The sequence below is a fragment of the Ruegeria sp. HU-ET01832 genome, assembly GCF_040371315.1.
In the GTDB taxonomy this organism is placed as follows: Bacteria; Pseudomonadota; Alphaproteobacteria; order Rhodobacterales; family Rhodobacteraceae; genus Ruegeria; species Ruegeria lacuscaerulensis_A.
Window position 1 is genome coordinate 347,568 of the sequence record NZ_BAABWL010000005.1, and the last position, 23,815, is coordinate 371,382.

General features: G+C 56.4%; 22 protein-coding genes and 1 tRNA gene. 10 read left to right on the forward strand and 13 right to left on the reverse strand.

Annotation, left to right across the window (positions count from 1 at the left end; translation table 11 throughout):
* Window positions 1–137 precede the first annotated feature (137 nt).
* Window positions 138–1,496 (forward strand): cytochrome P450, encoded by a 1,359-nt coding sequence (locus tag ABWV79_RS16770; RefSeq protein ID WP_353393346.1) that lies wholly within the window; start codon window positions 138–140, stop codon window positions 1,494–1,496.
* A 16-nt stretch (window positions 1,497–1,512) separates the two neighbouring features.
* On the opposite strand, the gene ABWV79_RS16775 is transcribed toward ABWV79_RS16770, so the two are convergent.
* Together ABWV79_RS16775 and ABWV79_RS16780 are read right to left on the reverse strand one after the other, a co-directional pair.
* Window positions 1,513–2,640 (reverse strand): response regulator, encoded by a 1,128-nt coding sequence (locus ABWV79_RS16775; RefSeq protein WP_353393348.1) that lies wholly within the window; start codon window positions 2,638–2,640, stop codon window positions 1,513–1,515.
* A gap of 303 nt (window positions 2,641–2,943) precedes the next feature.
* On the reverse strand, window positions 2,944–3,690 hold the full coding sequence (locus ABWV79_RS16780) for an acyl-homoserine-lactone synthase (protein ID WP_353393350.1): 747 nt from the start codon (window positions 3,688–3,690) through the stop codon (window positions 2,944–2,946).
* Window positions 3,691–4,247: 557 nt separating this feature from the next.
* Here ABWV79_RS16780 and ABWV79_RS16785 point away from each other — a divergent pair.
* Window positions 4,248–5,189 (forward strand): response regulator, encoded by a 942-nt coding sequence (locus ABWV79_RS16785; protein ID WP_353393352.1) that lies wholly within the window; start codon window positions 4,248–4,250, stop codon window positions 5,187–5,189.
* A 71-nt stretch (window positions 5,190–5,260) separates the two neighbouring features.
* Here the strand turns inward: ABWV79_RS16785 and ABWV79_RS16790 are convergent, their stop codons facing one another.
* The 6 genes from ABWV79_RS16790 to ABWV79_RS16815 all read right to left on the reverse strand — a co-directional run bounded on the left by ABWV79_RS16790 (window position 5,261) and on the right by ABWV79_RS16815 (window position 11,753).
* Complete coding sequence (locus tag ABWV79_RS16790; RefSeq protein WP_353393354.1) at window positions 5,261–6,853, reverse strand: GMC family oxidoreductase; 1,593 nt, start codon at window positions 6,851–6,853, stop codon at window positions 5,261–5,263.
* Window positions 6,853–7,965: an ABC transporter ATP-binding protein gene (locus ABWV79_RS16795; RefSeq protein ID WP_353393356.1), complete on the reverse strand. Its 1,113-nt coding sequence runs from the start codon at window positions 7,963–7,965 to the stop codon at window positions 6,853–6,855. The genes ABWV79_RS16790 and ABWV79_RS16795 overlap by 1 nt, the downstream gene beginning before the upstream one ends.
* 6 nt (window positions 7,966–7,971) lie before the next feature.
* Window positions 7,972–8,853, reverse strand: coding sequence for a carbohydrate ABC transporter permease (locus tag ABWV79_RS16800; protein ID WP_353393358.1), 882 nt, complete (start codon window positions 8,851–8,853; stop codon window positions 7,972–7,974).
* Window positions 8,853–9,746: a carbohydrate ABC transporter permease gene (locus tag ABWV79_RS16805; RefSeq protein ID WP_170750476.1), complete on the reverse strand. Its 894-nt coding sequence runs from the start codon at window positions 9,744–9,746 to the stop codon at window positions 8,853–8,855. Before ABWV79_RS16805 ends, ABWV79_RS16800 begins: the two co-directional genes overlap by 1 nt.
* A gap of 101 nt (window positions 9,747–9,847) precedes the next feature.
* Window positions 9,848–11,098, reverse strand: coding sequence for an ABC transporter substrate-binding protein (locus ABWV79_RS16810; protein WP_170750475.1), 1,251 nt, complete (start codon window positions 11,096–11,098; stop codon window positions 9,848–9,850).
* A 565-nt stretch (window positions 11,099–11,663) separates the two neighbouring features.
* A tRNA-Ser gene (locus ABWV79_RS16815) sits at window positions 11,664–11,753 on the reverse strand.
* Between the two features lie 201 nt (window positions 11,754–11,954).
* On the opposite strand from ABWV79_RS16815, the gene ABWV79_RS16820 reads away from it, so the two are divergent.
* The 8 genes from ABWV79_RS16820 to ABWV79_RS16855 all read left to right on the forward strand — a co-directional run bounded on the left by ABWV79_RS16820 (window position 11,955) and on the right by ABWV79_RS16855 (window position 19,381).
* On the forward strand, window positions 11,955–13,103 hold the full coding sequence (locus ABWV79_RS16820; RefSeq protein WP_353393361.1) for an SPOR domain-containing protein: 1,149 nt from the start codon (window positions 11,955–11,957) through the stop codon (window positions 13,101–13,103).
* 49 nt (window positions 13,104–13,152) lie between these two features.
* Window positions 13,153–14,286 (forward strand): D-alanyl-D-alanine carboxypeptidase family protein, encoded by a 1,134-nt coding sequence (locus ABWV79_RS16825; protein ID WP_170353129.1) that lies wholly within the window; start codon window positions 13,153–13,155, stop codon window positions 14,284–14,286.
* 12 nt (window positions 14,287–14,298) lie between these two features.
* Complete coding sequence (gene tmk, locus ABWV79_RS16830; protein WP_209196690.1) at window positions 14,299–14,907, forward strand: dTMP kinase; 609 nt, start codon at window positions 14,299–14,301, stop codon at window positions 14,905–14,907.
* 10 nt (window positions 14,908–14,917) lie between these two features.
* Window positions 14,918–16,039: a DNA polymerase III subunit delta' gene (locus ABWV79_RS16835; protein WP_353393365.1), complete on the forward strand. Its 1,122-nt coding sequence runs from the start codon at window positions 14,918–14,920 to the stop codon at window positions 16,037–16,039.
* Window positions 16,036–16,842 carry a TatD family hydrolase gene (locus tag ABWV79_RS16840; protein WP_353393367.1) on the forward strand — a complete coding sequence of 269 codons (807 nt, stop codon included), beginning with the start codon at window positions 16,036–16,038 and terminating at the stop codon, window positions 16,840–16,842. Before ABWV79_RS16835 ends, ABWV79_RS16840 begins: the two co-directional genes overlap by 4 nt.
* The gene (locus ABWV79_RS16845; RefSeq protein WP_353393369.1) at window positions 16,839–17,636 is read left to right on the forward strand and encodes an MBL fold metallo-hydrolase; all 798 of its coding nucleotides are present in this window, start codon (window positions 16,839–16,841) and stop codon (window positions 17,634–17,636) included. Before ABWV79_RS16840 ends, ABWV79_RS16845 begins: the two co-directional genes overlap by 4 nt.
* A gap of 42 nt (window positions 17,637–17,678) precedes the next feature.
* Window positions 17,679–18,611, forward strand: coding sequence for an AEC family transporter (locus tag ABWV79_RS16850; protein ID WP_353393371.1), 933 nt, complete (start codon window positions 17,679–17,681; stop codon window positions 18,609–18,611).
* A gap of 71 nt (window positions 18,612–18,682) precedes the next feature.
* A complete protein-coding gene (locus ABWV79_RS16855) occupies window positions 18,683–19,381 on the forward strand; it encodes a CbiX/SirB N-terminal domain-containing protein (RefSeq protein WP_353393373.1) in 699 nt (232 codons plus the stop codon).
* A gap of 11 nt (window positions 19,382–19,392) precedes the next feature.
* Here the strand turns inward: ABWV79_RS16855 and ABWV79_RS16860 are convergent, their stop codons facing one another.
* The 5 genes from ABWV79_RS16860 to ABWV79_RS16880 form a co-directional block, all read right to left on the reverse strand.
* Complete coding sequence (locus ABWV79_RS16860; protein ID WP_353393375.1) at window positions 19,393–20,415, reverse strand: GGDEF domain-containing protein; 1,023 nt, start codon at window positions 20,413–20,415, stop codon at window positions 19,393–19,395.
* Window positions 20,412–20,999 (reverse strand): heme NO-binding domain-containing protein, encoded by a 588-nt coding sequence (locus ABWV79_RS16865; protein ID WP_353393377.1) that lies wholly within the window; start codon window positions 20,997–20,999, stop codon window positions 20,412–20,414. Before ABWV79_RS16865 ends, ABWV79_RS16860 begins: the two co-directional genes overlap by 4 nt.
* Window positions 21,000–21,120: 121 nt before the next feature.
* Entirely contained in the window at window positions 21,121–22,680 is a 1,560-nt protein-coding gene (locus ABWV79_RS16870) for a trimethylamine methyltransferase family protein (RefSeq protein ID WP_353393379.1), read from the reverse strand.
* Window positions 22,681–22,801: 121 nt separating this feature from the next.
* Window positions 22,802–23,494, reverse strand: coding sequence for an HAD family hydrolase (locus ABWV79_RS16875; protein ID WP_353393454.1), 693 nt, complete (start codon window positions 23,492–23,494; stop codon window positions 22,802–22,804).
* Window positions 23,495–23,517: 23 nt separating this feature from the next.
* Window positions 23,518–23,802: a DUF3572 domain-containing protein gene (locus ABWV79_RS16880; protein ID WP_353393381.1), complete on the reverse strand. Its 285-nt coding sequence runs from the start codon at window positions 23,800–23,802 to the stop codon at window positions 23,518–23,520.
* Window positions 23,803–23,815: the final 13 nt, after the last annotated feature.

A 23,815-nucleotide genomic window follows, 5' to 3' on the forward strand; every position in this document is an offset into this window, starting at 1 on the left:
TTGTCGAATACCTTCGCTGGCCTATGCCGGTAAAGACACAACACTGTGCGTTATAAATTAACGATTTTATTGCCTTTTTGACCCCCTTACCCCTTAATGCAAGAACAGGCTAGCGAGACAAACAAAGAGGTGGGGTTGTGGTCGCTATTGGAAAGATAGAAGCCAATCACGAGGGTGTGACACCCGTTTCGGCACAGCTTGCTGAAGAGCCGGTCACATTGCTTCAATTCGCCCGCTCGGCAGGGCGCAACATGCTTGAGGTCATTCCCGCAGAAACGCTGCGCGAAACTTACGTCCGGGGTCCGCTGAATATCCACTATATCTGCGAACCCGAAATGATCACCGAGTTGCTGGTCGGTCAGGGGCGTGCTTTCCCCAAAGCGAAATTCACCAAGGACATCATCGGATCAGCTGTCGGGAACGGTCTCATCCTGTCCGAGGGAGAGAAATGGCGGAAGCAGCGGCATCGCTACTCGCCCTTATTTGCGGCACGCAACTTGCCGGTTCTGGCACGCCATTTTGCCGCAACAGGGATCGAAGTAGCGGATTCATTGGCCGAGCATCCCGGGCCAGTCGATGTGGCCCAGGTTGCGCCTGCCTCAACACTGACCAATATCTCTCGCGTCATTTTTTCGGGCAATGAAGAAGTCAGCGCCGAGCAGATCCGCGTTGGGTTGATTGCATATTTTAATTATATTTCAGACCTTTCCCTGTTTGACTTAATGGGCCTTCCGAAATGGTTGCCGCGCAAGAAATGGCTCAGCAGCAAGGCGCCAGTTACCACTATGCGCGATCTGGCCCGCCAGGTGATCGACCTGCGTCGTGCTGAAAGCCGCGATGAGCCTGAAGACTTTTTGGATCTGATGATTGAGGCTTTAAAGTCGGATTTTGAAGATGCTGAGACGACAGTGGACAACCTTCTGACATTCGTGGTCGCGGGACACGAAACTTCGGCCAATGCGCTTGCATGGGGGTATTACCTGCTGGCGCTGCACCCAGAAATGCAAAACCGCGTCCGACACGAGATCATGTCGGTTCGACCGGATGGCCCTGTGGAGTATTCAGATTTGGAAAACATGCCGCTGCTGAGGGCCCACATCAAAGAAACGCTCAGGCTGTATCCATCAGCCGCCTTTTTCGCCAGGGACGCAGGCGCTGAACTGGACATAAACGGTGTTAAGATCGAAGACGGTGACGCGTTGTTCTTCCCCGTATACTCGTTACATCGGAATGAGAAACTGTGGGACGAACCTGATCAATACCGTCCTGAACGTTTTCTTGGCGGGACCATAACCCGAGGGCAATATATACCTTTTGGTGCCGGACCGCGCATATGTATTGGCGCTCAATACGCCGAGACGGAAATCATGGTTCTCATGGCCTCAGTGCTGCGCAGAGTCGCGTTTTCGCTGTCAGACGAACCGTTGCCAGAACCGGTTTTGACTTTCACGATGCGCACAAGCGGCCCACTTATTTTGAATGCCTCACCTGTTTAGGCAGGACATTGTTGGCTCAACCCCGGTTCAGGTAAGTCTGGCTACCGTACATCTCTCGCAACACCGTTTCGAACAAGCTGCCTCGTGGCTTGGTCTTGTTGGACGAATATGGTGTCTGTTCTTGCGTCGCCTGCTGCCCGGCCGGAGCGCCCTTTTCGCGCAGTTCCAGCTTCGCGACAGCTTTGTCGAACGCAGCAAGAGCACCCGATTTAGACAACGCCCTCATTGAGATTGGTGTACTCATGACCGTGCGGATATCGCCTGATACGTTCCGCTGCGCTAAAATCTGAGCGAAGTTCTGATTAAGTTGATCTTCACTTGGCAGTTTCGCTGCGCAATACCGCCCGTGCGTCACGACCAAATAGATGCCGCTGCCACGGTATGAGAAAATAGCTTCGGCCTCGGCTGTCCCAGTCTGAATGCTTTTTCCAAGATCCGCGATGATGCGACGAAACTCTCCGAAGTCGTTCAGATCAAAGCGAAAGGCTGCATCTTGCAACCTGATGGCGGTCACCCACGAGTCAAATAAACGACTGCGGCCTAGTTGTTCGATATAGTTGTCGAATTCGACATAACGCAGACACCGTTTCAGACCGTCGACAGACAGAGGGTCCTCAAAGCTGAACTGCTGGTTGTAGTCGAGAACGTTTTGCAGGTTCTTGACCGAAACCGAAGAAATCCGGCTGCGGACCCTTTCCTGCATCAACAGATGGGCCGCATTCATGCGACTGCGCAACTCGAAGAAATCAAACGGTTTGGTAACGTAGTCAAACGCACCTTCGGCAAAAGCGTCTTCGACATGTTTTCGGTCGCTCATGGCGGTCAGCATTATGGCAGGCGTTTCCGAGTTTCCGGGTGTGTTCCGTATCTGCCGCAGCAATTCGATCCCGTTGGTACCGGGCATCTGAATGTCCAATAGAAGGCAATCGAACGGTGTTTCCGCCTCTTTAATAACCTGCAGCGCTTGGCTGGCGGAACTGGCAACAGAGACCTGACAGCTTTCAAACTCGGCCAAAGCTGTTTGTAACAGCTCAAGAATTCCGGGTTCGTCGTCAACAGCCAGCACTTTCAGAGGCGTCCGCTTCAACGCGCGCATGTCCAATTTGCGCTGGAATTCATCACTTGTCGGAGTCGTATGCTTCATGACTAGTCAACCGCTTTCAACCTGTTAAACAGGCTCAGAATAGAAAACGACTAGGACGAAACAGCGGCAAAAATCGCAAAAACCTTGGATAAATTGGGTTTTTTCTTGGCGTTATTTTGGCGAAAACTCTCAGATCTAATGTCGCCGAGCACCGAGAATTAAAAGGTTTTTATGTTTAATCTTAACGATTTAGCAGCATATCACCCAGCTTGGGGTCAAATCAAACCCTGACACAATCTACCAGTCGCGGACAAATCGCTCAAGTTGTTTTACCGGTCCTACGATCGAGGGCTCGGATCAGTGTCAAGACGTGCTGTGGATATTGAACAAAACCGCCTGGCTTACTGTACCGTCTATCGAGAACTTTGCCCCGACCGGAGCAGCCCCAACACCCAATCTGCGCGACCAACGTGCCCAAACTGAAGGAACGATGCCCAGGATGCGTGTCGCGCCGTTTTCTTCTGCCGTAGTGGTCATCCTGAAAAACAGCTCTTGCTGCACGGCCAACCTGCGAGAAGCCGGTACGCTCTCGGTAACAAAAAACCGGGAGGCTTCCCAGATCTTGGGGTTCGCCGGTGCCTCGAAAAACAGGATGTCCGTCGGAAGATCGCGCAACAACCCTTTCTGTGCATCCCGCAGCATATAGGTGTAGGCCCCACAGCGCGCGTTCGTCGGCAAAAGGCGAACGCCCGCCAAAACCTCGCCGAATTCATGCAGAACGACCCACCGGCAGGCCGGTGTGTCATATTGGTCAAACTCCATCCCATCCGCCTCACCTACATTCCAATGCAGGCGATCGATGAAGATCGTTTTTCGAGTCTCGAGATATTTTGCCAACAATGTGCCGTGCTCGTGCATGTTGCGAAAGCTCATTGCGGTCGCACGGACATTCCCTAGCTCGCGCTTGCGATCAGGCGTGTCGCGCTTGAACGCAAATAGCTTACGCCGTGCCGACGGTTGGGGCACGGGTTGGGCCGTATTGGCTGGCTCCAGGTCCGGAAATACCTTGGACGCTGAGTATGCCTGTTCATACCTGAGTGGTCGGTCCATATTTTGCTCTTATTTTAGACACACTTATGACAAGATATGAATCGCTGCGTCTACAACTAAATGATGTTTTTTCCGGTAATCGCGTCATTGTGTGGCGAATTCACATCCCATACAAAACATTGAGCATTCAGGGCGAGTTTTTGGCATATTTAGCATGCGGTTTTGCTAAAAATGCACTGCATCGTGATTTCAACCTGATTAGACAACGTCTTGAATCATCATTGTATTCCTTAATTCGCCAGTTTTAGAGCTTACACCATCGTAAAATTTAACCTCTCGCGGGCTGGTGGTTGTGAAACTGTCATTCTGCATCACTTCGCCGCCCAACCTGTGATTGCCGCGACTGGCCCTAACGAGCCAAACATGTCAGTTTCTGCGGCTAGTATGACTGAACCCGAAAAAAAATATTCGGTCACTTCCGCGCCCAGCATACGTCATCCTTTTGCCGTTTTTCTCGGACAGCCTGCGTGTAAGCGATATTCAACGCCCCTCCGGCCTTTGAGCGGCACTTTTTGAGTCCTCAAGGTCAGTATGGTGGCAAAGATTGGTGACTGTTTATGCGTATACTTGCCGTAGATGACGACCCCAGCATCCTGGAGCTTCTGACTTGCGTTCTGGGGGCTTTTGGGTACGAAGACGTAGTGACTGCTCGCAGCGGTCAAGAGGCGCTCGACATCCTTGCGGAAACGACCGAGATTTTCGATTGTCTCTTGCTTGACGTCCAAATGCCCGAAATGAACGGCATCACACTTTGCGAGCATGCGCGCAATCTTCCTGACTATCAGTTTACGCCGATCATCATGATCACCGCGATGGTGCAAAAGCAGTACATCGACGAAGCGTTTGAGGTCGGCGCCACAGACTACGTGACGAAACCGTTCGAGTTTGCCGATCTGAAACAACGACTTTCCGACGCCTACAGGCTGGCAGCTGAACGACGCGCAGCCATCGAGGTGATTGAAGCGGATGTGTATGCCGTCAACGATTCCGAGATTAACACCAATTTCCGCCTTAGCGATCCGCTCTATTTCGGTGATCTGCCCGGTTGTATCGGCTTGGCCGAGTTTGAGAACTATGTCGTACAGTTGTCGACGATGCACTCACGCGCGTCCAAGATGATGGCCGTCAAAGTGGCTGAGGTCGACGACATATTCCGAACCGCAACTTCGGTGGAATTCCGCGAAGCCATGGCGACCGCTGGCAATGAACTACTGACTGTCTCGCAGGAAGGTCGGAATTTTGCCTCCTATTGGGGCAATGGCGTGTTCCTGCTGATACATGAAAGCAAGCCGGGTGTTTCCGCTGCCGAGTTGCAGCACAAACTTGCCAATCGCTTCGTAAAAGGCTCGCATGGCAGTGTTTCGGGTCGAGAATTCTCGTATCATGTTGGCGAAGTGGTCGCATTGCGCGCCTCGTCAAAGATGGAAGCTTTGTTCCTGATCGACAAGGCCGTTGAACTGGCAGACATTCCGAATGCTCCGGTCGCCCGGTTCGGCTAATCCAAGCCGAGCCAGAGAAAGCCATTTCCAAAACGCACTAAAAGTTCGCGCGTTCGCAGCCGCGCGGTCGGTTACAGGGACATACCGTGATCCAGTTTGATCATGTCGGCAGCTTTCTCACCGATCATGATTGAAGGCGCATTGGTGTTCGATGAGTTCACCGTGGGCATGATTGACGCATCCGCAACCCGCAATCCATCGATCCCATTGAAGCGCAGACGTGGGTCCAAAACCGCACCGTCATCCACCCCCATGCGGCACGTCCCGGCACAATGGTGCGAAGTTTTTGAGTGCACGCAAATAAAGTCGAAATAATTCTGATCTGTTCGAATATCCGGCCCTGGCAGTCGCTCGGCCAGAATAAAGGGCTTCAAAGCGTCTTGGGCGAGAATGCGTTGCACCAGCTTTAACCCACGGATCGACATCTCTCGATCATAAGGATCCGCCAGATAGTTCGGGTCGATCAAGGGCATCGCCATAGGGTCCGAACTTTGCAAACGCACTGTCCCGCGTGATCGTGGACGCAAGAAACATGCGTTGAGCGTGACGCCGCCGTTCGGCATAGCCTGAACCCCGGCCTCAATCCCCGTCCCCAGGCCCAAATGCATCTGTATGTCAGGCGAACGAGCCTGTGAATCGGCATACCAAAAACCGCCAGTCTCGAACAGGCTCGACGCAACAGGGCCATTTCGCGTGAACACGTATTTCAACGCAGCCAGAGCCGAAAAGGGCAGCTTGGCAAACCGATCATACGTATGCGGACCGGTAACCTCGCAGATTGCGTATAGATCCAGATGATCCTGTAGGTTCGCACCAACCTGTGGCTGATCGTATGTGACTTTAAGCCCCAAAGACTCCAAATGATCGGCGGGGCCTATACCGGACAGTTGCAGAAGACGCGGTGATCCAATGGCCCCGCAGCAAAGGATCACCTCGCGCGCCGCAGTCAGGACCGAGCCATCCATCAACTCTATCCCGGCCACCCGTCCATTTTCGACCACCAGTCGATGAACCTGCGCGCCAGTACGAATGGTTAGGTTTTGACGGTTGCGGTTCGGAGCAAGAAACGCCATCGCCGCCGAAGACCGACGTGCAATTCGCTGGGTCAGTTGGTAATAGCCTGCCCCATCCTGCTGATCGCCATTAACATCTTGCGTTGTGGGTATACCGACTTCCCCTGCGGCCGCGATGAAGGCATCGCAGATCGGCAAGGGCGCGACAGGCTTGGAGACTCCCAGCGGCCCGCCTTTAGCGTGGAACTCATCCTCGAAACTGTCGTTGTCTTCGGACTTGCGGAAATAGGGCAAAACATCATTGTAACTCCATCCGACGCAGCCCATTTGTCGCCAATCATCATAGTCCTGCGCCGCACCGCGGGTGTATATCTGCGCGTTAATGGAAGAGCCGCCCCCGATCACCTTGGCTTGGGTGTAAGGAAACACTTTGTTCTGCATATGCCTCTGCGGCACAGTGGTCCATCCCCAACTGCCTATGCCCTTGGTCATCTTGGCAAACCCGGCAGGCAGATGAAAAAGCGGATGCCGATCCGACGATCCAGCTTCAAGCAATAGGACCGTGGCCGAGGTATCTTCGGACAAACGCGCCGCTATCACCGACCCGGCCGAGCCCCCGCCGACCACTATGAAATCATACCCTTCGGGCATCACGGCGTGATCCGCATCTCACTTTCGGGATCGAAAGCCACGGCCTTTTCCATATTCACTGCAAAAGTGAAATCCTGCCCCGGCGCGACCTCGGCGTCCGACCGCATACGAGCGATTACGTCCCGCCCACCCAACTGCATCGATACGAACGTATCCGAGCCCGCCGGTTCGGTCACAACAATCCGATTGCCCATCTGTGCAATGTTCGAGGACTTGCGATCCGCCCCATCCATATCAGTGATCGTCTCAGGGCGAATGCCCAGCAGGATTTCGCGCCCGTCCCACGCGGCCAGATTATCCTGACTGAACGGTAGCTGCGTCATGGACCCGTCATGGATGGCCACCTCGGCATGGGGTCGCCCGTTCAGCACCACCACTTTGGCCGGCACCACGTTCATCGCGGGCGACCCCATAAAGGTTGCTACAAAGATATTGGCGGGTGTGTCGTATATCTCTTGCGGCGTACCCAATTGTTGAACGTAGCCGCCGTTCATCACCGCGATGCGGCTGGACAGCGTCATCGCCTCGATCTGGTCATGGGTCACGTAGACAATGGTCGTGCCAAGATTCTGGTGCAGCTTCTTGATTTCAGTCCGCATGTCCACGCGTAGCTTGGCATCGAGGTTCGAGAGCGGCTCGTCAAACAGAAACACATCAGGGTTGCGCACCAAGGCCCGCCCCATGGCAACACGTTGCCGCTGACCGCCCGACAACTGGCCGGGCTTGCGGTCCAGCAACTGCTCAATCTGCAACAGCTTGGCAACCTCGGCCATGGCCTTTTCACGTTCAGGTTTGGGCACGCCGTGCATCTCAAGCCCAAAGGTGATGTTCTGCCCAACGGTCATGTTCGGGTACAAAGCATAGCTTTGGAACACCATGGCGATGTTGCGGTTCGACGGGTGGACGCCGTTCATCACCTGATCCTTAATGCGGATTTCACCACTGGTGATTTCTTCCAACCCCGCGATCATGTTCAACAGGGTCGACTTGCCGCAACCCGAAGGGCCAACCAGCACCAGAAACTCGCCCTCTTGCACCGAGATATCGACCTTGTGCAAAACCTCGACCGCGCCATAGGATTTGGTCGCGTTGTCTATGTCTAGAAAACCCATCAGGCCTTATCCTTTCACCGAACCCGCCATCAGGCCGCGGACGAAATACCGACCGGCCACGATATAGACGAGCAGAGTTGGCAGGGCCGCCAAAATGGCCCCTGCGAAATGAACGTTATATTCCTTTACCCCCGTGGATGACTGCACCAGATTGTTCAGTGCCACGGTCATGGGTTGGCTGTTGGCATCCGCGAATGAGGCCCCGAACAGGAAGTCATTCCAAATGTTCGTGAACTGCCAGATGATAGACACCACGGCGATTGGTCCCGAACTGGGCAACAGGATGCGCCAGAATATCTGGAAGAACCCCGCCCCGTCGATCTGTGCCGCCCGGATCAGTTCGGTCGGGAAAACGGCATAGTAGTTGCGGAAATAAAGCGTGGTAAAGCCGATACCATAAACCACATGCACCAGAGCAAGGCCCCATGTGGTGCCCGCCAGACCCATCAGACCCAGCATCCGTGCCATGGGTATCAGTACGATCTGAAACGGGATGAAACAGGCAAACAGCATCAGTCCGAACAGGATGGTGTCGTACTTGAACCGCCATTTGGTCAGCACATAACCGTTCAGCGCTCCCAAAATGGTCGAGACGATCACCGCCGGTACCACCATTTTGATCGAATTCCAGAAATAGGGCTTCAGCCCGGTCGGATCGACCCCGATCTGGGCCGAAGACCACGCCTTGAGCCAAGGCTCAAGCGTGAAGACCTGCGGCAGGTTCATCATGCCGCCGCCAGTGATCTCTTCCAGCGGTTTGACCGAGTTCACCAGCATCACATAAAGCGGCAGCAGGTAGAACAGACCAAACAGCAGCAACACCAGATAGATCAGCGTGCGGGTGACGCGGCCCGTGCGAATTGCGGTATCTTGCGAGGCTTGAGACATCAGCGTTTCTCCCGCAATTCAGCGTACAGATACGGGATCATGATCGCCGCAATAGTCATCAACATGATCGTGGCCGAAGCCGCGCCGATGCCCATCTGGTTCCGCGTGAAAGTGTAGGAATACATAAACGTCGCGGGCAGTTCGGTCGCGCGACCCGGCCCGCCACCGGTTAAGGCAATCACAAGATCAAAAGTCTTGATCGCAAGGTGGCTGAGGATCACGAAGGCCGACAGGAATGCCGGGCGCAATTGCGGGATGATGATCCGGCGATAGAGGTTCCAATTCGATGCCCCGTCCATCTGCGCCGCGCGCAGGATTTCATTGTCGATGCCTCGAAGACCGGCCAGAAACATCGCCATAACAAATCCACTGGTCTGCCAGACAGCGGCGAGCACAACAGTATATATCGCAAAGTCGCGGTTCTTGATCCAGTCAAACTCGAAACTGGTCCAGCCCCATGTTTGCATGACATTTTCCAGCCCGATACCGGGGTCAAGAAACCACTTCCACGCGGTGCCGGTGACAATGAAACTCAGCGCCATGGGGTACAGGTAGATCGGGCGCAGCAACCCTTCGCCGCGGATTTTCTGATCAAGGAAAATCGCCAGCCCAAGCCCTATACAGGTGCAGATCACGATATAAAGCCCCGCGAAAATCCCCATGTTCTTCAACGAGATTTCCCAATGACTTAGCCTCCACAGTTTGTCGTAGTTTTCCCAACCAACCCAGCCATATGTCGGCAGAATACGGCTATCGGTAAAGGACAGGTAGACCGAGAACAGAATGAACCCGTAGACAAAGACCAGCATCATCGCCAGCGACGGCGACAAGACCAGCTTGGGTATCCAGTTCTGCAGACGAGTTTTGAAATCCGCGTCGGCCGATGAAGCCATGGCGCGCCCTCCTGCTTGGCGTATTGGGGAACCGGGGGCTTGTCACCCACGGTACGACAGGGCGATTTTCAGGCCGCCCTATCGAAAGGATCACAGGTGGATCACTTAGCGATCGAGACAGCGTCGACCAGCTCGGTCACAGCGGTTTCGCTGTCATATTCGCCGTTAAAATGCGCGGTCACCACGTCATAGATCGCGTTTTTCACCGATGCAGGTGCTGCATGGCCGTGCGCCATCGAACCGAACAGGTTGCCAGAAGACGCTGCGGCAGCCAGATCTTTCATGCCTTGCTGACCACAAGCGTCCAGATCGCTGCCATCCACGTCGGTCCGGGCCGGGACGGAACCCTTCACCTTGTTGAATGCAATCTGGAAGCTCGGCGACAGAATGGCGCTGGCCAACGCGGCCTGTTCGGCCGAAACCGAACCGCCTTGGTCGAACATCATGAACTGGTCGGCATTGAAGGTGACTTGATCTTGCGTACCTGGGAAACGGAAACACAAAAAGTCCTGCCCCGGAACTTTACCGGCGTTTAGGAATTCACCTTTGGCCCAGTCGCCCATCATCTGGAAACCAGCCTCACCGTTGATGACCATGGCGGTGGCCAGGTTCCAGTCACGTCCCGAGAAGTTCTCATCCACGTTGTCGCGGACAAAGGCCATACGGTCGAAGGCTTCTTTCATGGCGTCACCGCCCAGCGTGTCCTCGTCCAGATCGATAAAGGCGGCCTTATAGCCGTCCGGCCCCAGCGTGGACATTGCAATCGCGTCAAACACGGTTGCATCCTGCCACGCCTGACCGCCATGCGCGATCGGAGTGACCCCGGCCGCTTTCAAGGTTTCAACCGCCGAAACGAACTCATCCCAGTTGGTGGGTTGCGCGATACCGTTTGCATCCAGAACCGCCTTGTTCGCCCAGACCCAGTTGGTCGAGTGCACGTTCACCGGAGCCGCAACCCATTTGCCGTCGCTCTTGGCGAAGGCTTTAAGCGCATCCGGGACCACATCGTCCCACCCTTCTTTCGCGGCGACTTCGTTCAGGTCTGCCAAGGCACCCTGATTGGCCCAATCCAGAATATCAAAGCCCAGGGCCTGAACGGCAGTCGGTGCATTGCCAGCCGTGACACGGGCGCGCAAAACGGTCATTGCCTGCTCACCGCCGCCACCGGCAACCGGCATATCGGTCCATCCGATACCTTGCCCAGACAGGTCGTCCTTAAGTACGTTCAGTGCGGCAGCTTCACCGCCTGAGGTCCACCAGTGCAGAACCTCGACCTCTTCCGCTTGCGCCAGGCTGGTCGTAGCCAGTAGCCCTGCCACAATCAGAGACTTCGTCTTAAGCAGATTACGCATTCTTGTTTCCTCCCTAAATGCGATATCGTTTCATGGACCCTTTGCAGGCCCTGTGTCTTGCGTGTTGCATTACCCAACTGTCCCAGACATCGCCGGGACGAAGGATCGCCCAACTCACCTCGAAAACAAAACGAACAAGTCATGTCCGCTGTCCCTCCCGCGTCTGACTGGCCCTATGCGGTCAATTCAACCAGACTTTGATCCATCAGGCCCCGCTTCTGAACGGCGGGCGCTTCAAAGCAAAAATGACATCGTCACCCTGATTTCTGCCGATGGACTGTAAGCGCTATCATTGGTCACCAAGAATGGTTCGTCCAGTGTTTTCATAGACAAGCTGGGCATAACCGATGCAGGCAACCGCTCTGTGCTGTCTGGAAAAGACCGAAGAATGACCGGTTAGTCCGACACCTTACATCGCCACACAACTTCCAACGGAGTTATAATCACGCGAAATCGGGCCGCATTGGATGTTGCGGTTAATCGGAAATCCGAGTGGTTTAATTACAAGGTGTGCAGATTGCGATAAGGCGCGCGTTTGACCAACGCTTCAACCTATGTGCGCAAGTGGCGGGGAGACAGGGATTCGAACCCTGGGAACGCTCTCACGTTCAACGGTTTTCAAGACCGCCGCATTCGACCACTCTGCCACCTCCCCGCGTGATGCTGGGTCTAAGGCGAACGCAAACCGGTGGCAAGACCAAATAGGGAATTCTTGCCGAAGCTGTCGCAGCGGTCTTTCCTTGATACCTTGCTCACGCTATGATCGGGCCACAAACCGTACCAGACCGGCGTTGCAGAACCGGCGAAACGCGGTGGGGTTCAGGAAACCGACCCCTTACAGGCAAGGGATAAAACGATGGATCGAGCGACCGAAACACGCGCAAAGCCGCTGGCGTTGGCGGTTCTGGCCGTGATGTCTTTGGTTCTGGCCGGATGCGAAGAAGCACTTGAAACCGGCAACGAAGCGACCGAGGCGTCTTCGGACAGCACGCAGAACTCAGCAAAACGAGAGATTTTCCCCGAAGCGACCGGAAACCCCCGTGACGATGTCGAGGCACCCGAGGTGTTTGCATTGACCGAGGCAGGGTTGTGGGATGGCCGTCCGTCTCTTGGTGGAATCTGGATCGCACATCCTGATGTCACCCAGCCAGAGCGCGTTCGCATCAAGAACACCGCAAACAACAAGACAGTCACAGGCGCTTTATTCCGGCGAGAACGCAACTTGCCGGGTCCTGCATTGCAGCTGTCGTCTGACGCAGCAGTAAAGCTTGGCATTCTCGCCGGTTCTCCAACACGCGTCGAGGTCGTCGCCCTGCGGCGTAAACCCGTCGAGCCTGAGCCAAAAGCAGAACCCGAAACCACTCCGGAACCCGAGGTCGCAGAACCAGTTACAGGCGACGCTCCGACCGAAGATCAAACCGCTGAGGCCGAAGATAAACCCAAGCGGAAGTGGTGGCAGAAAAAGGAAACCGCCGCTGTTGCTGCTGCGGGCACTGCCGCTGTGGCAGCGGATGCCGCCGCCGAGACCACGACCGAAGTTGCCGAGACTGCCGTGGAAGCTGCGCCTGAGGTGGCGACTTCCACTCTTTCTGATCCCGAAGTCACCCCGCCTGCGGACGCGTCCACCAAGAAGAAATGGTGGCAAAAGAAGTCTTCTGACGAAATCACCCAAACATCGCTCGACCCGATTGAAGGGGCTGCGGCGGCGATTGAGGCGTCTGAACCAACCCCGCCCACCGCTGCGGCATCGGCAGAATCCGATACTGCTTCGGTATCCAAACCATATGTTCAGGTTGGCACATTCAGCGTCGAAGAAAATGCTGAAAGCGCTGCTCGGAAAATTCGCCGCAATGGCCTGACAACCGAAGTACGCGAGTTAAAAACCGGCGAGAAATCCGTCTGGAGAGTTCTTGTAGGCCCTGCCAAAACCCGGGGCGAACGCACCGCTTTGCAGCGCGACGTCAAGGATCTGGGCTTTACCGACGCTTTCGTCGTCAAGAACTGAAAAGCAGGAGGTTACTGTGCTGTCCACTTTGCGATCATCCGTTCTGGCAATGGGGTTGGCGCTGACCGCTCTGCCCGCCTTCGCCTTTGATACATCCGCCCGCGCAGCCTATGTGATGGACCAGACAACAGGCACTGTGCTTTTGTCGAAAGACGCCGAACAACCCTTGCCCCCTGCCTCAATGTCGAAGCTCATGACCTTATATGTCGCATTCGAGGCGTTGCGGGATGGACGACTTACCCTGAACGAAACCCTACCCGTGTCTGAACACGCCATGAGCTATGGCGGCTCGACGATGTTCCTGAACACACAAGACCGCGTGTCGGTCGAGGACTTGCTGCGCGGCATCATCGTTCTGTCCGGCAATGACGCCTGTGTTGTCATCGCCGAGGCGCTCAGCCCTGACGGAACCGAGGCGGGTTTCGCTCGGTACATGACACAGCGCGCGGAACAGTTGGGTATGGACAATTCCACTTTTGCCAACTCGAACGGCTGGCCTGCAGCCGGGCACATGATGTCGGTTCACGATCTTGCCATACTGGCCGATCGGTTGATCACAGATTTCCCAGAATATTATCCCCTGTTCGCCGAGGAAGAGTTTGAATTCGATGGCCGCGCGCCTTCGAACAAGCGCAACCGCAACCCGTTGTTGAAGCTGGGGATCGGTGCGGATGGTTTGAAAACCGGCCACACGCAAGAGGCCGGCTATGGACTCGTTGGCTCGGCCAAGCAGGGTGATCGCAGGGTGATCTTTGTGCTCACCGGCCTGGACAGCACCGGCCAGCGCGCAGAGGAGGCTGAGGCCGTGGTTAACTGGTCGTTTCGAAATTTTGTCGAGAGGACAATTGCCAACAAAGACGCGCCGATAGCCGAGGCAGAGGTTTGGATGGGGGCGCAAAAGACGGTTGGCCTTGTACCCGAAGACGATCTGAACATCCTGCTGCCGGTTCTGGGTGACGAAAACGTAGCTGCCGAGGTCGTCTATGACGGCCCGATCAACGCTCCGATTGCCAAGGGTCAGAAACTGGCCGAACTGGTCATCAAGCCTGAAGGTCTGCCCGAAATTCGGCGCCCTCTGGTCGCGGTACAGGATGTGGCCGCGGGTGGTTTTCTGGTTCGGATGATGACCGTTGGAGGGATCGTTCTGACCGATGTGATCGGCAACCCTCTGGACGCTTTTTGACAAGGGCATCGCGTGTTTCTGACATTTGAAGGCATTGATGGGTCGGGCAAGTCCTCGCAGGCGCGTATGCTGGCCGATCACTTGCGCGGATTGGGTCGCGACGTTGTTCTGACCCGCGAACCCGGCGGTTCAGCCGGGGCCGAGGAAATTCGCCGGCTGGTACTGGAAGGTGATCCGGACCGTTGGTCAGCCGAGACCGAGCTGCTGCTGTTCACCGCCGCCCGCCGCGACCACCTGGAACGCACTATTGAACCAGCGCTGGCGGCTGGAAAGGTCGTAATTTGCGACCGCTTCGCCGACAGCACCCGCATGTATCAGGGCATGTCGCGCGGCAATCTGCGCCCTCTGGTCGATCAGTTGCACAAGCTGATGATCGGGCGCGAACCCGACCTGACCGTCCTGATCGACATGGACCCGGAAATCGGCCTGTCCCGCGCCAAGGGGCGACAAGGCACCGAGGAACGGTTCGAGGATTTCGGACTGGAATTGCAACAGAAAATGCGCTCCGGGTTTCTGGCGCTGGCCGATGAGTTCCCGGACCGCTTTCGCGTGATTGATGGCAACCGAGACATGGACAGTGTAGCCCGCGATGTGACAGATATCGTCCTGCAATCCTTGTGACGGACGACCCATGAGCGACGACACCCCGACCCCGGATCAGGCCCCCGGTACCCCGCACCCGCGCGAAACCGCGACCTTGTTCGGGCAGTCCGAGGCCGAACAGGCTTTTCTGAACGCTTATAACTCGGACCGCTTGCATCATGGTTGGCTGCTGACCGGACCCCGCGGGGTGGGTAAAGCGACTCTGGCTTGGCAGATCGCACGGTTCCTGCTGGCAACCCCTCCGGCCGAGGATGACGGGCTTTTCGGTGCCCCCCCGCCCCCTGAGACGCTCGCGATCGACCCCGACCACCCCGTCGCCCACCGCATTCAGGCCGGAGCCGAGCCAGGCCTTGCCGCAATCACCCGGTCATTGAACGATCAAGGACGCTTGCGGACCGAAATCGTAGTGGATGACATCCGCAAGCTGGGCAAATTCTTCGGCCTGTCTTCGGCCGATGGCGGGCGGCGCGTGGTCATCGTGGATTCAGCCGATGAGATGAATGTCAGCGCTGCCAACGCCCTGTTGAAGATGTTGGAAGAACCGCCCGCGCGCACGACTCTGCTGTTGATCTCACACCAGCCCTCACGCCTTTTACCAACAATCCGGTCGCGCTGCCGAACCCTGCGCCTATCCCCGTTAAGGGCCGAAGACATGCAGTCCGCACTGGCGCAGACCGGGGCCGAATTGCCCGCGCAGCCGGATCATCTGGCCGCCCTCGCCGCTGGCTCTGTCGGGGACGCGGTGCGCCTGATCAACCTCGGCGGGCTCGAGATCTACGCCGAATTCATCGCCATCCTCGGCACCCTGCCCCGCATGGACCGTCAGCGCGCCCTTAAACTGGCCGAGGCCGCCGCCCAGCGCGGCGCGGCTGAGCGGTTCGAGTTGCTGCTGACCCTGATCGACGTGGCCTTGTCCCGTCTTGCACTGACCGGCGCGACCAGCGCAGCGCCCCTGCCCGAGGCTGCTCCGAATGAGACCGAAATCCTGTCGCGCCTGTCCCAATCCCCCCATCAGGCCCGCAAATGGGCTGAGGTGGCTGCAACAATCACCGCCCGCGCACGACATGGTCAGGCGGTGAACCTTGACCCTGCGGCTCTGGTCCTAGATACGGTGTTCAAGATACAGGAAACCGCCGGTCAGAGCAGATGAGCGACACCCCCCAAATCACCGACAGCCATTGCCATCTGGACTTCCCCGATTTCGAAGGCCAGTTGGACCAGATCGTTGCCAATGCGATTGACGCGGGCGTGACCCGAATGGTCACGATCTGCACCAAACTGCGCAACGAACCAAGCGTTCGCGCGATAGCCGACGCCCACGCCTCCGTCTTCTACGCCGCGGGCACACACCCCATGAGCGCTGCGGATGAGCCGATGGCCACCGTAGGCGAACTGGTCGCTCTGGCGCAACATCCAAAATTCGTTGGTATTGGTGAAACCGGGCTGGATTACCACTACACCGCCGACAGCGCCGAAGTGCAAAAACAATCTCTGCGTGTCCATATCGAGGCGGCCCAGCGCACCGGCCTACCCCTGATTATCCACGCCCGTGCAGCGGACGAGGACATGGCCCGCATTCTGGCCGAGGAACATCGCAACGCGCCTTATTCCTGTGTGATGCACTGCTTTTCGTCGTCGGCGGAACTGGCCAAAGCCGCGCTGGATCTGGGTTTTTACCTGTCCATGTCCGGCATCGCGGCCTTCCCCAAAAGCCAGGAGCTGCGCGATATCTTCGCCACCGCCCCGGTCGACCGCGTTCTGGTTGAAACCGATGCGCCCTATTTGGCCCCGCCCCCGTTTCGCGGCAAACGCAACGAGCCCGCCTATACCGCCCACACCGCCCGAAAGGGGGCCGAGGTTTTCGGCATGGACTATGCCGATTTCGCCGCGCAGACCCAGTTGAACTTCGAGCGGCTGTTTACCAAAGCCGCGACCTACAAGGCGGCTGCATGACCCAGCTGCGCTGCACCATTTTGGGCTGCGGATCTTCCGGCGGCGTGCCTCGGCTGGGCGGGCACTGGGGCGAGTGTGATCCCGAGAACCCAAAGAACATCCGCCGTCGCTGCTCGATGCTGGTAGAACGGGACGGGCCCGAGGGCACAACTTCGGTCCTGATCGACACTACACCGGATATGCGCAGTCAGTTACTGGATACGGGTACTGGGCGGCTGGACGGGGTGGTCTACACCCACAGCCATGCCGACCACGTCCACGGCATCGACGACCTGCGTATGATCGTGTTCAACATGCGCACCCGTGTGCCCGTCTGGGCCGATGGCGACACTCAGAACGACCTGCTCGGGCGGTTCGGATATGCGTTCATCCAGCCTGACAGCTCGCCCTACCCGCCGATCCTTGATCTGAAAACCATCAGTGGCCCGTTCGAGATCGACGGCCCCGGCGGCCCGATCCCGTTGCAGCCGTTCAAGGTTAATCACGGCTCGATCGACGCGTTGGGCTTTCGGATTGGCGGACTGGTCTATCTGCCTGACGTGGCCGAGATCTATGACGACGCATGGCCTGCACTGCATGGGCTGGACTGTTTGGTCATCGACGCGCTGCGCCGCACGCCGCATCCAACTCACGCGCATCTGGAAAAGACGCTCGGTTGGATCGAACAGCTCCAGCCCAAGCGCGCGGTGTTGACCAATATGCACATCGATTTGGACTACGCCACGGTCGAGGCTGAAACCGCCGACCACATCACCCCTGCCTATGATGGCATGGTGATCCATCAGGCTCTTTAAATAGCCCATGGTGCCTGCCGTAATACTCCACAGGATGGCACCATGCTGCAAAGCCTGATCGACGTTATCCTGCCAGTATTTCTGGTGATCGGTGCCGGGTACACAGCCACCGCGTTGGGCTACTTCAAAGAGGCCCATATCGACGGGCTGATGAAGTTCACCCAGGGCTTCGCCATCCCCTGCCTGCTATTTCTGGCCATCGCCAATCTGGACCTCAGCGCCAGTTTCGACCCACGCCTACTGTTCAGTTTCTACACCGCTGCGGGTCTATGTTTCTGCGCAGGTCTGTTCGGTGCGCGCCTGATTTTCCGGCGCGAGTGGGAAGATTGCGTCGCCATCGGCTTCTGCTGCCTGTTCTCGAACTCGGTCCTGCTGGGGCTGCCAATTACCGAGCGCGCTTATGGTCCGGAAAACCTGGCCGGGAACTACGCGATCATCGCCTTCCATGCGCCATTTTGCTATGGCATCGGCATCACAGTGATGGAGGTCATTCGTAGTCGCGGCCACGGTGGCACGCGGATGGTGCGCTCGGTCTTGTCAGCTATGTTCCGCAATGCACTGATCCTGGGGATAGCGTTGGGGTTTATCGTAAACCTATCCGGGATCGGTGTGCCCGGAGTGGTCGATGACGCTCTTGGCTTGATCACCCGTGCGGCCCTGCCCGGCGCGTTGTTTGCCTTGGGCGGCGTACTGGTCAAATATCGACCCGAGGGTGATTTACGCACCATTGCCTATGTCTGCGGCGTTTCGCTTATGCTGCACCCCAGCCTTGTGTGGTTGTTCGGCTCGACTGTGGGATTGCCGCAAGACTTGTTCCGCTCAGGAGTGCTGAACGCTGCCATGGCACCCGGCTTTAACGCCTATATATTCGCGAACATGTATGGCCGCGCCAAACGGGTCGCGGCCTCCTCCGTTTTAGTCGGCACCGGGGCCTCGATCCTGACGGTCTGGCTGTGGCTTACGTTGTTGGGTTAATACGTTCGCAAGGCGCATTGACTTCGCCAAAACAGACGCCACCTTTGGCAGAACCAAGCAGGATCGCACCTATGCCAAACGCTGTAATTGTCGCCCACGGTCAACCGTCTGACCCCGAGCCAGCCGAAGCGGCCCTGGCGGCTTATGCGGCCGAGGTGAATGAAATGTGCGGTGGGGTGAATGTCACTTCTGCAACGCTCGCTGCGCCAAGCAGGCTAGAACATTGCCTGGACGACTTACCTGACGACACGGTGATTTACCCATTGTTCATGGCCAAAGGTTGGTTTGTGACGAGCGCTTTGCCAAAACGGCTGGGGGGAAGAGAATTGCGTATCCTCGATCCTCTTGGCGTTGATAAAGCCCTTCCAGCCATCGCTGCCGAGGCGATTGGATCGACCATTCAATCAAACACATGGTCAACAGACCAGTGCAACTTGATCCTCGCTGCACATGGATCGGGTCGCAGCCGCAATCCTTCGGCTGTCGCAAATCAGTTCGCGGAACTCGTGAGTGAGAGGATCAAGCTGAAGTCCCTCCGGGTAGGATTCGTTGAAGAGGCCCCTTCGATTTCTGAGGCGGCGGCAAACTCTGGGCAAATCGCGCTTTGCCTGCCTTTCTTCGCGTGCCGCGGCGGTCATGTGTTGGAAGACGTACCTCAGGAATTGGAACAAGCTGGATTTCAAGGGAAGGTCATGCCTGTAATAGGCGAACTGTCCGGAGTAAAATGCCACATCTCGGCTGTTCTGGCACAGGCTTTCGAAAAAGTTTAAGTCGTGAACGCTTAGTGCGGCGAGGCTTGCGACTGCGCAGTTTGTACGCGCTCACCCAGAAATGACGAATACAGGCAATGCCTTGATCGCCCCATTCGCTTGGCCTCATAGAGGGCCTGATCTGCCGCATTCAAAATCTCGGCTGCTTTCAGCGCCTGAAACTGCGTCGACAACGCAGTGCCAATACTAGCTGATATCTGACACACGGACCCCTCAAAGATCATGGGTTGTCGCAACCTGTCAATCAGGCGGGACGCAATTGCGGACAGAACAGATTCGTCGATCAGGTGTTTGAAGATGATGACAAATTCATCGCCACCAACCCTTGCGACAGTATCGTCGTTTCGGGTTTCTTCGACCATAATGCAAGCCGCCTGTTGCAGGACATAGTCGCCCGCCGCGTGACCGTATCTGTCGTTCACTGACTTAAAAAAATCCAGGTCCAGATGCATCAAGGCAAATGGCGCGTCACCAGAAGCCAAATGCCCAAGCAACACATCCATGGCCCGGCGGTTTTTCAACCCGGTCAGCATATCCGTGTATGCCTGTTCTTCGGCCGCCAGCATCGCGCCCTGCAGGCGCAGGTTCAAAGATCGCGACGCCTCCATCGCGGCAGACTTAGCCTCGACCAGATAAAGTAGCTCGATCGCGAGATCCGTTCCTGAGAAATCCGCACTGGTCAGCGCATAGTCACGAACCGCATCCAAAATAGAGATTCCGAAGGACAGGTTTATCACAGCCCCCTGCCCGTTTGGCAAAGGAGCGATCAACCCCTTGAGCGCTGTGTGTGGCTCACCCTTTATTCTCAGGTGCAACTTCGCTCCGGCCAAGGACAAGAGCGCTGCGAGCGTCGACACTTTGCGAGGTCTGACGAGCTCGAATACTTCCAAAAAGTCTTTTCCAGGCATTGGCTGATCTGGACGCAATTTCTGCAAGGTCGGACCGACCTGAGCGATTCTACCCCCACCATCAACAAGAACAAACATCGGACACAAAGTCCCAAGCATACCTGCAAGATCATCGATTTCGATCATGGCTTCCTGGCCCCCAGATCGAAATTCCGCCCGGCGGAAAATGCGCTTTCAACGAGTGCAATCGTTATGACCTCGACCTCACCTTGCTGTCCTTCATGTGTTAGGAAGGCAAGCGCCCCGTAGTCGTCGGCCACGACGCGCAATACCCCAACCATGACACTGGCATACCCTGGCAAACCCGAATAGCAGTGCAAGTGATACTCTGACGAAGAGACCTCTCGCAGCTCCAGAAGAGGCAACCGCAAATCGGACACCGCCAATCTAACCCGATCCGAAAGATCATCCAAAGAATGCAGGAACTCTACATACGTATCGCCGCCAAATCGGAGTAGACGACGCAAATCCTCCATATTGGGGTGCGAAACCAAATAGGTTCCCAGATCTTCCAGAATCTCTGCTCGTGGGCGCTTTAATTCGGCACAAAGCGCATCCAGAACCCGCGTGGTCATTGCGTCATCGTAAACCAGCATTGCCTCGAACTCGGTAAAACCAAGATCTGCGGCATCGGTCACCCGCATCCAGCAAGATTGCCCGTATGTCGCGCTCACAAAGGACTGTACTGCCCGGTTTATCAGACCATGCATGGGAAGCCTCGGTTTGGTTTCCGATGCACTGTGACTCAGAAATCCTTAACAAAACGCGAAAATGCAAGTTCCGAGATGCAAAACACGCACAAGTCTCAAAGTGGAAGCCATTGGCTTTTCACTAAAAATCAGTCGGAGCGCCCCCTTCGGCTTTACGACGCTCGACAAAGTCCGCAAGTTCTTCACGAATGCCCTCATCTATTTCCGGGGGCTCAAAACTGGTAATGATTTCCTTGAACATGTGATGGGCCCGTTCAGCGGTCCAGATTCCGCCCGCAACGTCCCAGCCTTCATAGTTCTTCCAGTCACTCAGAAACGGTTGGTAGAACGCTGTGGTATAGCGATCCTGAGTGTGCTGAATGCCAAAGAAATGACCGTCATTCCCGACCGCACGGATCGCGTCCAAAGCAATCTCATCCGGTCCCGTCGCCGTGATCTCGGGCTGCATATAGCGTTGGATTTGCTGTAAAATTTCGCAATCCATGATAAACTTTTCGGGGCTGGCGATCAGCCCCCCTTCCAGCCACCCGGCCGCGTGATAAACCATATTCGTCCCCGACTGCACAGCCGCCCAAAGCGAGTTCGAGGTTTCCCAAACCGACTGACCATCGGGTACGTTGGCCGCGCAGACCCCAGATGACCGCATGGGCAGGCCATAAAACCGCGCCATTTGCCCGGTCATCTGCGTCGAACGCATGTACTCGGGCGTTCCAAACGCGGGCGCACCGGATTTCATGTCTACATTCGATGTGAACGTCCCGATCACGCAGGGTATGCCAGGCCGGACGTACTGGAACAGAGCAATCGCACACAGAGCCTCGGCCAGCGATTGCGCCACAGCGCCCGCCATTGTTACCGGGGCCATCGCTCCGGCCAGCGTGAAGGGAGTTACAACAATCGCTTGCCCACGTCGCGCCAACCTCAAACAGCCGTCGATCATCGGGTGGTCATGTTTTAGCGGCGAGGTCGAGTTGATGTTGGTGTACATCCGGGGTTCTGCCTCGAATTCTTCGTGGCTGTGCCCACCAGCGATCCGCACCATTTCCATGACGTCTTCGACACGTTCCTTACCCAGCGAATACGCGTGCATCGCTTTGTCAGTTAGGGTCAACTTGTCATAGAGTACATCCAGATGCCGAACACTTGCGTGGATATCCACAGGCTCGACCGGATATCCGCCCGCGAAATGAATACAGTTGAAATACTGAGTCAGTTTCAGCAGATTTCGACACATTTCACGGTTTCCCGGAACCTTGGTACCGATCTCCATATCCCAATAATTCGGAGGCGATGACACATTACCAAACAACAGGTTGCGACCACCGATTTCGATCCGGCGATCCGGATTGCGCGGCGTGATCGTGAAAGATGATGGTGCCTTGCCCACCATCTCCATAACAAAATCCCGCCCCATACGGACGTTATCCCCTTCGATGGTGCAACCGGCCTTACGCAGGATATCGATAGCTTCTTCATTGTAGAATTCGACACCGATCTCTTCGAGAATGCGCATTGCGCCCTCGTGGATCGCTTGAATTCCCGCCTCGTCCAAAGGGTCGGTCGGCTTGTCGATATTGATCGGTGGGCTCCACGGCATCTGGTCAATAACCGCGCTGCCCCTGCGTTCGGCTGCTCCTGCCCGCCCGCCACTGCGACGTTTGCGTGTTTTCGCCTCTGCCATTGAATCCTCCGCGAGCTTGTCTTTTGTCAAGCAAGCCTCGAAGCAAGGCATGTGGCCGCTCTGTCTGCGACACCTCTTGTCGGTTTTGAGGTCCGATGCGCCGATTCTGGAGCTTAGGCGATCAGTTTCGTGTCAACCATTCCGGTATGTGGCCGATATTTGGTAAGACGACATCCGCCATTGGCTGCAGAACTTCAGCGGGAGCCAAGCCCGTCAGCACACCGATCGTCGTCATACCCGCTGCCCGACCCGCCTGAAGATCATGGAGACTGTCACCAACCATAGCGACGCGTTCAGGCGGCAGATTCACATGCGCGGCAAAGGCCAGCAACTGGCCCGGACCCGGCTTGAACCCATGGCCGCTGTCGTAACCAGCAACAAAATCGAAATGATCCCGAATACCGGCTGATGCCAAATGTTCCAGCGCTGGCGCTTCGCCGTCGTTTGTTGCAACACCCAGCTTAAGTCCCGCCTCCCGCAACCCGTCAAGAAATGGGGTCAACGGCACCGCTTGCGCCTGTGGGGCCGAGGCGGACTCTGCGTTCAACAGGTCGATCAGGGCGTCTCGTGGCATCTCCGCCAAGTGTGGTGCCAACGTCTCGGCTACTTCTTCGACTGTTCCCGCAATCACGATGCTGTCTTCCGAGTATGTGACTTGATCCAAATCGAAGCCGATCACACGACCCAGCACCCTTGCCCTGTCATGATCCCCATCGCTCAAGCGCAGCAACATATTGCGCCCGAAAGCACCCCAGGTATCGGCAAAATCGAACAGAGTTCCGTCCTTGTCGAACAGAAGCGCGTCTATCGGCATCTCAAGCTCCAGAAGTGTTTTCATCAAGTCCAATGCATGTCTGCCGCCCCGGACAAAACCGCACGCGCCTGTCCGGGAAGATCATAAGGCACAGAATTGGCGTCACAGAATTCCACAACCCACGAATCGTCAAGCATGAGGAATTCAAGAATCGAGCCAAGGAACTCCGGCTCTACAGCTCTATCACGCAGATCCTGAGCCGAAGCGCCAGTTGACCCAAGAAAAACAGGTAGCAATTCCTCATTTCCCGCAAGCCAAGCCAGAACATTCAGCGCCAGCGTTTCGGCAGATTCAGCAGAGATTGGCATAAAGAGACCCCGG

Excerpts from the sequence above, each read along its gene's own strand:
- ABWV79_RS16835 (WP_353393365.1), top strand. The coding sequence starts at position 14,918 with ATGAGCGACGACACCCCGACCCCGGATCAGGCCCCCGGTACCCCGCAC.
- ABWV79_RS16820 (WP_353393361.1), top strand. The coding sequence starts at position 11,955 with ATGGATCGAGCGACCGAAACACGCGCAAAGCCGCTGGCGTTGGCGGTT.
- ABWV79_RS16825 (WP_170353129.1), top strand. The coding sequence starts at position 13,153 with ATGGGGTTGGCGCTGACCGCTCTGCCCGCCTTCGCCTTTGATACATCC.
- ABWV79_RS16795 (WP_353393356.1), bottom strand. The coding sequence starts at position 7,965 with ATGGGTTTTCTAGACATAGACAACGCGACCAAATCCTATGGCGCGGTC.
- ABWV79_RS16880 (WP_353393381.1), bottom strand. The coding sequence starts at position 23,802 with ATGCCAATCTCTGCTGAATCTGCCGAAACGCTGGCGCTGAATGTTCTG.
- ABWV79_RS16810 (WP_170750475.1), bottom strand. The coding sequence starts at position 11,098 with ATGCGTAATCTGCTTAAGACGAAGTCTCTGATTGTGGCAGGGCTACTG.
- ABWV79_RS16800 (WP_353393358.1), bottom strand. The coding sequence starts at position 8,853 with ATGTCTCAAGCCTCGCAAGATACCGCAATTCGCACGGGCCGCGTCACC.
- ABWV79_RS16875 (WP_353393454.1), bottom strand. The coding sequence starts at position 23,494 with ATGCCGATAGACGCGCTTCTGTTCGACAAGGACGGAACTCTGTTCGAT.
- ABWV79_RS16790 (WP_353393354.1), bottom strand. The coding sequence starts at position 6,853 with ATGCCCGAAGGGTATGATTTCATAGTGGTCGGCGGGGGCTCGGCCGGG.
- ABWV79_RS16860 (WP_353393375.1), bottom strand. The coding sequence starts at position 20,415 with ATGATCGAAATCGATGATCTTGCAGGTATGCTTGGGACTTTGTGTCCG.
- ABWV79_RS16855 (WP_353393373.1), top strand. The coding sequence starts at position 18,683 with ATGCCAAACGCTGTAATTGTCGCCCACGGTCAACCGTCTGACCCCGAG.
- ABWV79_RS16780 (WP_353393350.1), bottom strand. The coding sequence starts at position 3,690 with ATGGACCGACCACTCAGGTATGAACAGGCATACTCAGCGTCCAAGGTA.
- ABWV79_RS16775 (WP_353393348.1), bottom strand. The coding sequence starts at position 2,640 with ATGAAGCATACGACTCCGACAAGTGATGAATTCCAGCGCAAATTGGAC.
- ABWV79_RS16785 (WP_353393352.1), top strand. The coding sequence starts at position 4,248 with ATGCGTATACTTGCCGTAGATGACGACCCCAGCATCCTGGAGCTTCTG.
- ABWV79_RS16870 (WP_353393379.1), bottom strand. The coding sequence starts at position 22,680 with ATGGCAGAGGCGAAAACACGCAAACGTCGCAGTGGCGGGCGGGCAGGA.
- ABWV79_RS16865 (WP_353393377.1), bottom strand. The coding sequence starts at position 20,999 with ATGCATGGTCTGATAAACCGGGCAGTACAGTCCTTTGTGAGCGCGACA.
- ABWV79_RS16850 (WP_353393371.1), top strand. The coding sequence starts at position 17,679 with ATGCTGCAAAGCCTGATCGACGTTATCCTGCCAGTATTTCTGGTGATC.
- ABWV79_RS16845 (WP_353393369.1), top strand. The coding sequence starts at position 16,839 with ATGACCCAGCTGCGCTGCACCATTTTGGGCTGCGGATCTTCCGGCGGC.
- ABWV79_RS16805 (WP_170750476.1), bottom strand. The coding sequence starts at position 9,746 with ATGGCTTCATCGGCCGACGCGGATTTCAAAACTCGTCTGCAGAACTGG.
- ABWV79_RS16840 (WP_353393367.1), top strand. The coding sequence starts at position 16,036 with ATGAGCGACACCCCCCAAATCACCGACAGCCATTGCCATCTGGACTTC.